The sequence below is a fragment of the Yoonia sp. genome (assembly GCF_042093035.1).
GTDB lineage: Bacteria > Pseudomonadota > Alphaproteobacteria > Rhodobacterales > Rhodobacteraceae > Yoonia.
The window spans coordinates 1-11057 of sequence record NZ_JBELFI010000087.1 but is presented as its reverse complement, the minus strand read 5'-3'; the positions used below and the strand labels follow the sequence as shown (position 1 = coordinate 11057).

The window sequence follows — 11057 nt, the reverse complement described above, 5'->3', positions numbered from 1 at the left end:
ATTCAGGTCGCAGAACATATATTACCCGTTTGGCCAACAAGGGTGTAGGCGTGCGATTGCTTGCGGCGCTTGCAGGGCATTCACATATATCCACAACACAGAGATATATCGACGTGAATTCTGAGCAATTGAGCGAAGCAGTGGAGTTACTTTAGCAATCAGGCCTTAGCGGACCTTCGGGCAAAATGACGCTAAAGGCGGGTCAGGGCTCAAAATACCTGACCTTACAAAATGCATAATGCCTACGTATTGCCTGACCGCCTGTTTGAAAATGTCTAATGTGTTTGCGCTTTATGAGCGGATAAATTGCGTCGATGCACTTGGATCAACTTGATAATCCCAGTGAGTGTCGTTCGTCTTCATAGCATTGTTCACAACTTGCTTCATCGGCAGACGATCCCACACCTCCCCGGCGATTTTTTTCAAATCGAAATACCCACCAGTTATTATCTGGTCTAGCTCACCTTCAATCTCAGCCAATTCAGTTTCACCTGAGCGATCAATCCACTCGCCGGGATCTTCAGCAATGTTGAACATGCGGGCTTTCGATCCATGGCAATAGTGATACTTCCAATCACCAAGTCGGACGATAAAGCTAGGACGCATAATGCCTTCGCCATGATATTCCGAGATGACAGGTACAACTTCCAGTTCTGCCCCATGAACAGCGGGCAGTAGAGACCGACCCTCCAGCGAGCGCACCGGAACCTGTCCTGTAATGTCAATCAGTGTGGCAGGAACATCCAGCAACGAAACGGGCGTATCCACGCGGACAGGAGAAACGCCAGGAATGTCGATGAAGAGAGGAATGCGGCAAGACCATTCATAAAGGCTACGCTTTTGGATCATACCTTTCTCGCCGAGCATTTCGCCATGGTCAGATGTGACTATGACGATTGTATCTTCCCGCAATCCATTCTCTTCAAGGACGTCGAGCAGCTCACCTATTTTGTCGTCCACATAGTGGGCAAGAGCGGCAAACCCGCGCCGCATCGCAATCTGATTTTCTGGTTTGCGGATTTCATCGCCTTTGATGTGCAACCCATGCCACCGCCTAATTGCGCGGTCATAGTCGGAATATTTATCATCCATATCGTCGGGATAGTTTGGGAGAGGGATATCGGCGTCTTTGTACATCTCCCAATACTTTTTAGGGACTTTATAAGGCGGATGCGGATTGGTGAAAGATACCGTAAGCATCCAAGGCTTGTCAGGCGTGTGGCGCAAATATTCTAGTGATTTAAATTGGGTTTCTTCGTCGTATTGAAGCTCCTTTGACCAACCTGGACCAATGTTTTCTGCCATATATTGGGGCGCAAAATCAAAAGCTGTAAAAGTAGGATCATCTTCGGGTGGCAATGGGTATGACCAGATAAATCCAGACGGATAGACATCGGTATTCAAGCGACGTTCAAACCCATGCAATTGGTCCGCACCAACAAAATGCATTTTTCCTGACAGAACGGTCTCGTAACCTGCATTCGTCAAGTAGTGTGCAAATGTTGGGATAAAGCTGTGATAAGGATCGCCATTGTCGTAACAGCCTGTCGTCGAGGTATACAGGCCAGTCATAAAGCAAGACCGTGCAGGCACGCAGATCGGGCTGGGAGTGTAAGCTGCTGTAAAATTTGCTGATCGGGCTGCCAATCTAGTCATATTCTTAGTTTTTGCGCCGATACCTCCGCATGCCTCCAACATAAACGGCGTCATCTGATCGGCCATTATCAAAAGAATATTCGGTTGCTTTTGCGCCATCAGTTTTGTTCCCATTAATTGTCATACCAATTTCGAGTTGCTGCGCTTAAGTGCTAACACGGATTGCTGATCTAATTATTTAGAGATAATCAAACACGATACAGTTTTCTGATACAACGCCTTTGGCGACAAATTATGGAACCGCCCTTTGGCACAGGTGTAGCAAAGGTTAGGTTTATCTGCAAAGCAGCCACCCATATAAATCGCAGCCAACGGCCTCAATCTGGCAGTCATTCGCAAATAACCACAACACATAGATATATCGATGTGAATTCTGAGCAATTGAGCGAAGCTGTGGAGCTGCTTTAGCAATCAAGCGTGCGGACCTTTGGGCAAGGTGCAGCGAATGGCTGCTAAGAGCCCAAACTTCCTCAATTCTGCACCATAGCTAAAGTCTGCTCTCGAAAAAAGTTTTACATTTTTCGCCGATAGCGTATTTAATTGGACATGACTTGGACTGCCAACAACACGGTCACCTTTATTATTTTTGTTACCCCGCACTTCAATCTTGCGACGACGACCGCGTTTCTTGATCCGTTTCGGGCAGCCAATTATCTGATCGGAGAAAGCCGGTTCAAGTGGTCCTTTGTGTCGGCAACTGGTGGTGACATCCCGTCAAGCAATGGCATGTCCATTGCGACCCGCTCAATTGAGGACGCTAAAGGCGATCAGCCAGATATTGCCGTCGTGTCATCGTCTTGGTCGCCAGAGCGCTACCAAGATGAAACCCACATAAAAGCCCTACAAAGATGGGCGAAGGTCGGGGTGAAGGTCGGGGCGCTCGACACAGGTGGGTTTATTCTTGCGCAGGCTGGACTGCTGCGCGGTAAACGAGCGACCGTCCACTATGAGCATATCGACGCCTTTATTGAGTTGTTTCCAAACGTAACAGTGACCGAGAGCTTGTTTGTTTGCGACGGCAGCGTTTTCACCTGTTGCGGCGGGATTGCTTCTGTCGATCTCGCGCTGAATATTATGAGGGATTTAACCGGCGAAGGCGTCGCGAATGCCGTTGCAAGATACTTGTTTCATCATGAGGTCCGTGGTCCCGAAGCCTCACAAAACCCAGCCCTTCAAGAACCTTTTGGTCAAACGACACCCCACGTCGTGCGTCGCGCGATTGATCTGATGGAAACGCATTTAGAAAACCCATTGTCGATCCCAGAAATCTGCAAAAAGCTCAATATATCTCAACGCCATCTGGGAAGGTTGTTCAAGACGTATGTCCGTAAAACTGCCGTGCTGTATTACCGCGATATTAGATTAGATCGCGCACGCGGTTTGGTCACTCAGACGGAGCTCAAGCTGAGCGAGGTTTCAGTCGCTTCGGGCTTCTCAAGTCAGGTACATTTCAGCCGCGCGTATCACGAACGGTTTGGCTTGTCGCCAAAGCAGGATAGAATAGATGGCCGTGTTCCGTTCGAGTTTCGTGCCTGGCCCATGTACAATCCGGAACGGGTTTAGCGATGTTTGGCAGCAGCGACTTGTAAGGCAGTCAGCATTTGATCGCGCTGCGCGGATAAAGCCTCGGTGCTTTGCCCTTTGGCTTGATCGGTCATACCTGCGACAAGTGTTGCAATGGTTTCATCGTCCAGTTGCGGCGCGCCCAGATCGTCCCACCATCCGTTGAACGTGCCGCGGAAGTGATCGCAGAATGCCTGCAATCCTCCGTCTCCCGCGCCAAGGTGAAATAAGGTGGTTGGCCCCATCGCGGCCCAACGCAAACCCGGTCCCGCCCACATCGCTTTGTCGATATCTTCAACACTGGCGACGCCTTCTACAGCCATATGGACCGCCTCACGCCAAACGGCGGCTTGAAGGCGGTTGGCGACATGGCCGGGCATGCCCTTTTTGATGCGGATCGTGACTTTGCCGATGTCGTGATAAAACGCTTCGGTGCGCTCAAGAACATCCTTGGCCGTTGCTTGGTTGGCGGTAAGTTCAACCAAGGGGATCAAGTGAGGCGGGTTGAAGGGATGGCCCAAAATGAGAGGCGCAGGGTTCGCCCAGCCTTCCTGCAGCGCCTCAAGAGTGAGGCCAGACGTGGAACTGGATACGATGGCATCTGCCGGTAACACAGGCTCGATCTCAGCGTAGGTGGCGTGTTTTATGGGCAGCCGCTCGGGGACATTTTCTTGGACAAAGTCGGCGTCTTTCACGGCTTGTGTAGCCGTACCCACAAAGGCCAGCGCGTCAGGTGTCGCACGATCAGCCAACCCCAATTCTTCAAGTGCGGACCACGCCCTGGCAATATAGGCGCGAACAGTTTGTTCGGTGTCGGGCGCGGGATCGTAGACGGTGACCTTTCTACCGGCTGCTAAGAAAAGCGCGGTCCAGCTCGCGCCGATGACGCCCCCACCCAAGACAGCGACATTTTGAATATCTGACATCAGAATAACCCCGGATTGAGCGGCGACGCAGCCGTCATACCCCCATCAATGGTAAAAAGTTGCCCTGTCGCGAAGGCCGCGTCATCGGACGCCAGCCACACCGCCATCGACGCGATATCGGCCGGCTTGCCAAAACGTTTCACAGCATGACGGGCCAGCGCGTCTGCGCGGGCCTTGTCGGGGTCGTTTGCAAGGTCGAAACCCGCGTCCAGCATGCCTGTTTCAATCCAACCCGGACAAATCGCGTTGCAGCGAACATCAGGGCCATGATCCACGGCGATGGACCGCGTGAGCCCATGCACGAAGGCCTTTGACGCATTGTATAGCGCCATCGACGGGTCCGCGACGGTGCCTGAAATCGACCCAATATTGATAATAGAGCCACCTGCGCTCATGTGCGGGATAAAAGCACGGCACATGTTGAACACGCCGCGAGCATTTGCGCCCATAACCAAGTCCCAATCGGCGTCTGTACTGTCGACCACGGTCTTTTCGACCTGCACGCCTGCGTTATTCACAAGGATGTCGGTGGCTCCAACGTCGGTACGGACGCGGGCGACATCTGCGGCGTTCGAGACGTCCAATTCAAACCAGCCAACATCCTGAGGCAGATCATCAGGACGCGTACCGCGCCCACATGTTGTCACCTCAGCACCCTCAGCCAGAAAGGCGTTCACAATCCCAAGACCAATCCCTTGGCGTCCACCTGTCACAAAGGCGCGTTTTCCTGCCAACCGCATCAGTGTGCCACCATGACATGACGGATCGCTGTGTAGGCATCCAAGGCATAAACCGACATGTCGCTGCCTGTGCCAGAGCCTTTCATCGCAGCCCACGGCATTTCAGGCGTGGCAACGCCGTGCGTGTTGACCCACGTAAACCCATAGCGCATTCGCGATGTCATCTGCATCGCCCGGCCAACATCTCGGGTCCAGACCGAAGAAGCGAGGCCGTACGGGCCAGTGTTTGCTATCTTAAGCGCGTCATCAGCGTCCTTGAACCGCGACACAGTGACGACAGGACCAAAGACTTCATTACAGGCAACCTCGGCGTCGTTGTCGACGTTGGCAATGACTGTCGGCTGATAAAAGAAGCCGTCACCATCACCAGTTTTGCCGCCCTGAACGATCTCGCAAGAACCACGCGCGCGGTCGACAAACCCTGCGATGTGGTCGCGATGAGCCGCCGATACGAGCGGACCCATTTCGGTCCCTTCGGCTTTCGGGGCACCGATTTGAATCTGCGCCACTTGATCTGCGATTGCGGCGACCAGCTTGTCATGGATACCTTCCGCTACGATGACACGACACGGCTGCGCGCAGTCCTGCCCTGCGTTGAAGTAACTGCCGTAGCGAATGGTTTCAGCGACCGCATCGATATCGGCGTCATCAAAAACGATGACCGGGGCTTTGCCGCCTAATTCCAGATGCACATGGCGAATTTGCTGGGACGCGGCGCGCATCGCGGCCATGCCTGTGGCCGGCGAACCTGTGACGCTGATCCCTTCCATCTGTGGACTGTTGATCAGCTGATCCCCGATGCTGGGCCCACGTCCTTGGATCACATTCAGCACGCCCTTGGGCAGCACATCTTGCAGCAACTCGGCCAAACGAAGCGTTGAAAGCGGCGTGATTTCAGATGGTTTAAGAACGACAGAGCAGCCCGCCGCGATGGGCGCTGCCAGTTTCCAAGAGGCCATCATCAGCGGATAATTCCAAGGTGCAATTGCGGCGACGGGGCCGATGGGATCACGCCGGATCATCGACGTATGGCCCGCCACATATTCACCTGCGGCTGATCCCATCATTGTGCGTGCAGCGCCTGCAAAGAAGCGGAAGACATCAATCGTCAGCGGCATTTCATCATCATGGGCGGACGGCCACGGCTTGCCAACATCAAGGCTTTCCAATTCTGCCAGCTCTTGGGAATGGGCTTCGATCACGTCAGCAATTTGCAGCAGCATCGCAGAGCGTTCGGCGGGCGTGGTCAGCGAGAATGTATCGAACGCTTCCTGCGATGTGCGCACTGCGGCCTCAACTTGTGCAGCGCTTGCCTCGGCAACTTGCGTGATTTCAGCGCCTGTGGCCGGGTTTAAAATGCTTAGCGCTTCGCCGTCGCCAGCGACCAGTTCTCCGTTTATCAACATCTTCGTTTGCATGGCGTTTCCTCTTCTAAAATCCCACCGCATCGCCGCCCTTAAGCGCAAGACGCGCGCGGGCCTCGGACGGTGTTGCGACCGTCAGGCCAAGGTTTTCAATGATTTCTCTGATCCGTGCGACTTGTTGCGCGTTTGATGTGGCCAACTCGCCTTTGCCAATGAACAGGCTGTCTTCCAAACCAACCCGCAGGTTCCCGCCAAGCATCGCACTTTGCGTGGCGAATGGCATCTGATGACGTCCCGCCGCCAGGACAGACCATTCGTAATTCTCGGACCCAAACAGCTTGTCGGCGGTATTGTGCATATGCGTCAGGTGATCAGGGTCGGCACCAACACCGCCCAAAATACCAAACACCATTTGAATAAAGAACGGCGCTTTGATCAGGCCTTGGTCAACGAACCATTTGACGTTGTAGAGATGGCTCAGGTCGTAGCATTCAAACTCGAACCGCGTGCCGTGCGTCTCGCCCAAGGTCTCAAGTGCGTAGCGAATGGTTTTGAAGGTGTTGGGGAAGATGAAATCTTCGGTCATCTCAAGAAACGGGCGCTCCCAATCGTGTTCAAACTCGGAATACTTCTGGAGCAGCGGGAAGATGCCAAAGTTCATCGACCCCATGTTCAGCGAGGCCATTTCTGGGCTGGCAGTTGTGGCCGCGAGCAAGCGTTCGTCCATGCTCATCCCCAAACCGCCACCGGTCGAGACATTGATCACGGCATCCGTGGACTGTTTGATCACGGGCAGGAATTGATTGAAAATCTCTGGCCGCGGATCGGGCTTGCCGGTCTCAGGATCGCGCGCATGAAGGTGGATGATCGATGCACCGGCCTCAGCCGCTTCGATGCTCGCGGTTGCAATTTCCGCTGGTGTGATCGGCAGGTGGGGCGACATCGATGGAGTGTGAATGCCGCCCGTCGGCGCACAGGTGATGATAACGGATTTTGGCATTAAAGTTTCATCTGCTGCACTTGCGCAGACAGCCCCCCATCTAGCACCCATAGCTGCCCTGACGCATACCGTGCCTCATCCGAGGCCAGCCAGTTGACCAAGTTCGCAATATCTTCTGGCGTGCCGTAGGTGCGCATCGGATGCACGTCGCGTACGGCCTTTTGCAACGTTTCGATATTGCCGCCACCGCCGCCAGAGCCATCGCCTTCAAAGAAGCTTTGCAGCATCGGGGTGTCGATATAGCCGGGACAAATGGCGTTGACGCGGATGCCCTCGGGACCATGATCGCAGGCCATGGCACGGGTCAGCGCATGTACAGCTCCTTTGGTCGCACAATAGGCTGCCAACCCCGGATCAGCTATAAAGCCGTCATAAGAGCCGAAGTTGATCAGCGAAGCGCTGGTGCCTGATTTCGTAGCCGCGCGTAGCAACGGCAAAGCGTATTTCGAGGTCAGGAAAGTGCCCGTGGAATTCACTGCAAAGCTTTGGTTCCATTCCTCAAGCGTGGTGTCTTCAACCGTCTTTTCGATCTCAATGCCAGCAGCATTGACGAGGATGTTCAGCTTGCCCTGCTCGGACATGACACGGTCCATCGCGGCAATCGCGTCCGCCTCTTGGGTCACATCGAGTTTCAAGAAAGTGCTGCCATCATCATCATGGTCCGACAGTGACCCTTGTGGCGTCAAGTCTGCTGCATACACAGTCGCACCCTCCTTCAAGAACCGGGCAACAATCGCGCGACCAATGCCGCCGCGACCACCTGTAACGAGGGCTGTTTTTCCTTCAAGTATCATCTGCGGTCTCTTTCAATGGAGGATATCGGAAGTGATTGGCGGCAACGGTCCAATCCATGTGATTGCGCACATATTGCTGGCTGGCGTCGCTGGGTGGGTTGTAGTCCCAATGTTCACCCGCGCCTGCCTCCATCGCGGCGTGAAGTGCACGGCGGGATTTTTGGGTTGCGATCACTTGGGAGCGCAGGACGTCACCGTCCCAGCGATCAGAGACCTCTTTGGCGAAGGCTGCGGCCTGTTTGGCATAAGCGGGATCAGTTGCGAGATTCGTCTTCTCAAGCGGGTCCGCGACCACATCATAAAGCTGTGCCGGGTCTGCATCGCAATGGATGTATTTTAGCGGGCCGCGCCGGATCATGATTACTGGATATGGCGTCATCTCGGCGCAGTATTCGCCGATTGCCTCATCAATGGGGTCACCGTCGCCCCGCGCCAAGGGCATCAGGCTGCGACCATCGACAGGCTCGCCTAAAATGTCCGTTGATCCGCCTGCGATGTCGATAAATGTGGGCAGTAGATCAACCAGAGAGCAGGCATTTTTTGCGGTGCCTGTTGCAACACCTGGACCCACCATAACGAGCGGGACACGCGCCGAGTGCTCAAAGAAATTCATCTTGTACCAAAGACCACGTTCGCCCAGCATATCGCCGTGATCCGCCGTTACGATAACGATCGTGTTGTCCAATTCGCCGATCTCATCGAGCGTCTTGACGATCTCTCCGATCTTGCTGTCGAAATAGCTGACATTGGCAAGATAGGCCCGGCGGGCGCGACGGACTTCTTCGTCAGTCAGCGGGACGTAGGATGCCTCGATCCCATCAAGCAGACGCTTTGAAAATGGGTCGGGTGTTTTAGGTGTAAACGCAGGCATATCGATGTCGTCGTCATCGTACAAATCCCACCACTCAGGCCGTGCGACATACGGATCATGCGGGTGGATAAAGCTTGCTACCAAAGCAAAGGGCGCGTCGTTGCCGTACGCCTTGTCACGTGCCGCATTCATCAACCAGCGCCGCGCGGAAAAGCCTACTTCATCATCGTAGTCTATCTGGAACGTAGCCTGCGCGACGCCGCTTTCCTTGACCGTTTGCATGTTGTGGTACCACTTGTCGATGCGTTCATCATACGCCTCCCAATCAGGGGTCCATGCAAAATCGGAAGGGTAGATATCAGTTGTGACACGATCCTCGAACCCGTGTTTCTGGTCTGGTCCAACGAAATGCATCTTGCCAGACAGGCAAGTGCGGTAGCCAAGCGATTTCAGATAATGCGCGAAGGTCGGCGTCGTGGCTTTGAACTCAGACGCGTTGTCATAGGCCGCAATCCGGCTGATCAGCTGACCGGACATGAAGGCAAACCGTGATGGCGCGCAAAGCGGCGAATTGCAGTAGGCCGCATCAAACCGCATGCCGCGTGCGGCCAGTGCATCAAGGTGCGGAGTCTTTGCGATCTTGTGCCCATATGCGCCAGTGAATTGCGGTGCCAATTGGTCCGCCATCACGACGACAATGTTGGGGCGGCTCACGCAGTGCCTTTCGCGTAGGCATCCAAAACCAGCCCATGGAAATGATGCACTGCATGCTCAGACTTACCCGACCCATCTGGATCATGAACAATGCGCCCTTGTTTGAATGCAGGCGTGTTCATGCCGCGTTGCACGCTTTCGACCAGCCCGATGTCTTCGACCTGCAAGACCTCATCGAGATAGCGGATCGCGTCCAATTCCATGGCGTCGGGTTCAGGTGTTTCTAGGAAGAAATCATAGGTTTCCAGCGTGCGATCTGGCCCCATCGGGATCACATTCAGCACGATCATGGACGAACGCCCCGGATAGCGCATCAAACATGTCGTCGGATAAAGCCACCATACCGCGTGGGTTTTAACAGTCGCATTCGATACGTCATAAGCTGCGTTGGGGCTATTGCCTGCTTCAGCCATATGGCTTGAATAAATGCCGTAGGTCGTGACCTTATATGTGTCCATGTCTACCAGATCGCAGAAGTCTTTGTGCGCCGTCGGGCAGTGGTAACACTCTAGGAAATTATCAACGACGTTCTTCCAATTGGATTTGATATCGTACGTCAGGCGATGCCCAAACGTCAGCTGATCCACATCGGGGGCCCAATGGCGCACCTCTGTTTCCAGATCGCCGGATTGAGCCGCAAGGGACGTGGCTTTGGGGTCGAGGTTCACAAAAACAAACCCGCAGAATTCTTCAACCTGCACCTGATCGAGACAGATATCGCCGGTATCAAAACCCTGCAGGTTTTCCGTATGCGGCGCACGCGTCAGTTGCCCATCCAGCTTGTAAACCCACGCATGATAGGGGCACATAATCCGGGTCGTGTTGCCCTCGCCAGACAACAATTCATGGGCGCGGTGTTTGCACACATTGTAGAACGCGCGCAGCGTGCCAGCCTTATCTCGGACGATCGCAATTGAGTGGCCCGCGACCTGAACGGTCACATATGACCCGGGTTCGCGGGTTTTCTCCACATGACAAACCCATTGCCAGGTCTTTGAGATCACCTTTTGCAAATCAGCATCGAACCAAGTGTCTTTGGTGTAGGCATCAGCCTGCAACGAGAGCGATCTGGAAGGGTCAATGTTGTAACCATCGGCAATTCTTGTTGAATCAGTCATTGTTGAAATCCCCCGTTTCGTAACGGCATCGTGGCTGATGTCAGAATTTTTAGATTATCATTTTTGGCCACAAAGCGAATGTAATTAGCCAAGAGATACATGGATGTACCTCTGATCGTTCGAATGAACGATTTACTAAAGCGGACTTTGGCGCAGCCGCAGCGAAAGCTCATTTTGTCCGCATGGCTGACTTTTGTACAGCGCGCCGCGAATAGCAGTTTTGAGCCCAAACTTACTGGATGCTCAATCGGCCGCAAAAGCTCGCCAATCTATTTTGGATAGTATTGCGCACCTACTCGAACACCAATGTATGTAATAGGTAAAGCCTGTAAATATTTACCGTCACACAACAGTCTCGAGGAAATCAAATG

General features: G+C 53.8%; 10 protein-coding genes. 2 read left to right on the top strand and 8 right to left on the bottom strand.

What is annotated here, in order from left to right; all coding sequences use genetic code 11:
• The coding region (locus ACFDSS_RS10905; RefSeq protein ID WP_375255774.1) for a tyrosine-type recombinase/integrase at window positions 1-155 on the top strand (155 nt) is incomplete at its 5' end.
• Between the two features lie 136 nt (window positions 156-291).
• Here the strand turns inward: ACFDSS_RS10905 and ACFDSS_RS10900 are convergent.
• Window positions 292-1770, bottom strand: a complete 1479-nt coding sequence (locus ACFDSS_RS10900) for a sulfatase-like hydrolase/transferase (RefSeq protein WP_375255773.1) — start codon at window positions 1768-1770, stop codon at window positions 292-294.
• A 432-nt stretch (window positions 1771-2202) separates the two neighbouring features.
• Here ACFDSS_RS10900 and ACFDSS_RS10895 point away from each other — a divergent pair, with 432 nt between their 5' ends.
• A complete protein-coding gene (locus ACFDSS_RS10895; protein ID WP_375255772.1) occupies window positions 2203-3219 on the top strand; it encodes a GlxA family transcriptional regulator in 1017 nt (338 codons plus the stop codon).
• Here ACFDSS_RS10895 and ACFDSS_RS10890 read toward each other — a convergent pair.
• The 7 genes from ACFDSS_RS10890 to ACFDSS_RS10860 are packed head-to-tail and all read right to left on the bottom strand — an operon-like array spanning window position 3216 to window position 10686.
• On the bottom strand, window positions 3216-4145 hold the full coding sequence (locus ACFDSS_RS10890; RefSeq protein WP_375255771.1) for a 3-hydroxyacyl-CoA dehydrogenase NAD-binding domain-containing protein: 930 nt from the start codon (window positions 4143-4145) through the stop codon (window positions 3216-3218). The genes ACFDSS_RS10895 and ACFDSS_RS10890 overlap by 4 nt on opposite strands.
• Window positions 4145-4885 carry an SDR family NAD(P)-dependent oxidoreductase gene (locus ACFDSS_RS10885; RefSeq protein ID WP_375255770.1) on the bottom strand — a complete coding sequence of 247 codons (741 nt, stop codon included), beginning with the start codon at window positions 4883-4885 and terminating at the stop codon, window positions 4145-4147. The genes ACFDSS_RS10890 and ACFDSS_RS10885 overlap by 1 nt, the downstream gene beginning before the upstream one ends.
• Window positions 4885-6303 (bottom strand): gamma-aminobutyraldehyde dehydrogenase, encoded by a 1419-nt coding sequence (locus ACFDSS_RS10880; protein ID WP_375255769.1) that lies wholly within the window; start codon window positions 6301-6303, stop codon window positions 4885-4887. Before ACFDSS_RS10880 ends, ACFDSS_RS10885 begins: the two co-directional genes overlap by 1 nt.
• Window positions 6304-6316: 13 nt before the next feature.
• The gene (locus tag ACFDSS_RS10875) at window positions 6317-7249 is read right to left on the bottom strand and encodes a 3-keto-5-aminohexanoate cleavage protein (protein ID WP_375255768.1); all 933 of its coding nucleotides are present in this window, start codon (window positions 7247-7249) and stop codon (window positions 6317-6319) included.
• Window positions 7249-8043, bottom strand: a complete 795-nt coding sequence (locus ACFDSS_RS10870) for an SDR family NAD(P)-dependent oxidoreductase (RefSeq protein WP_375255767.1) — start codon at window positions 8041-8043, stop codon at window positions 7249-7251. Before ACFDSS_RS10870 ends, ACFDSS_RS10875 begins: the two co-directional genes overlap by 1 nt.
• The gene (gene betC / locus ACFDSS_RS10865; RefSeq protein ID WP_375255766.1) at window positions 8033-9568 is read right to left on the bottom strand and encodes a choline-sulfatase; all 1536 of its coding nucleotides are present in this window, start codon (window positions 9566-9568) and stop codon (window positions 8033-8035) included. Before betC ends, ACFDSS_RS10870 begins: the two co-directional genes overlap by 11 nt.
• On the bottom strand, window positions 9565-10686 hold the full coding sequence (locus tag ACFDSS_RS10860) for an SRPBCC family protein (protein ID WP_375255765.1): 1122 nt from the start codon (window positions 10684-10686) through the stop codon (window positions 9565-9567). Before ACFDSS_RS10860 ends, betC begins: the two co-directional genes overlap by 4 nt.
• Window positions 10687-11057: the final 371 nt, after the last annotated feature.

Coding starts and splice junctions, on each gene's coding strand:
- ACFDSS_RS10900 (WP_375255773.1), bottom strand. CDS start 1,770: ATGGGAACAAAACTGATGGCGCAAAAGCAACCGAATATTCTTTTGATA.
- ACFDSS_RS10895 (WP_375255772.1), top strand. CDS start 2,203: ATGACTTGGACTGCCAACAACACGGTCACCTTTATTATTTTTGTTACC.
- ACFDSS_RS10890 (WP_375255771.1), bottom strand. CDS start 4,145: ATGTCAGATATTCAAAATGTCGCTGTCTTGGGTGGGGGCGTCATCGGC.
- ACFDSS_RS10885 (WP_375255770.1), bottom strand. CDS start 4,885: ATGCGGTTGGCAGGAAAACGCGCCTTTGTGACAGGTGGACGCCAAGGG.
- ACFDSS_RS10880 (WP_375255769.1), bottom strand. CDS start 6,303: ATGCAAACGAAGATGTTGATAAACGGAGAACTGGTCGCTGGCGACGGC.
- ACFDSS_RS10875 (WP_375255768.1), bottom strand. CDS start 7,249: ATGCCAAAATCCGTTATCATCACCTGTGCGCCGACGGGCGGCATTCAC.
- ACFDSS_RS10870 (WP_375255767.1), bottom strand. CDS start 8,043: ATGATACTTGAAGGAAAAACAGCCCTCGTTACAGGTGGTCGCGGCGGC.
- ACFDSS_RS10860 (WP_375255765.1), bottom strand. CDS start 10,686: ATGACTGATTCAACAAGAATTGCCGATGGTTACAACATTGACCCTTCC.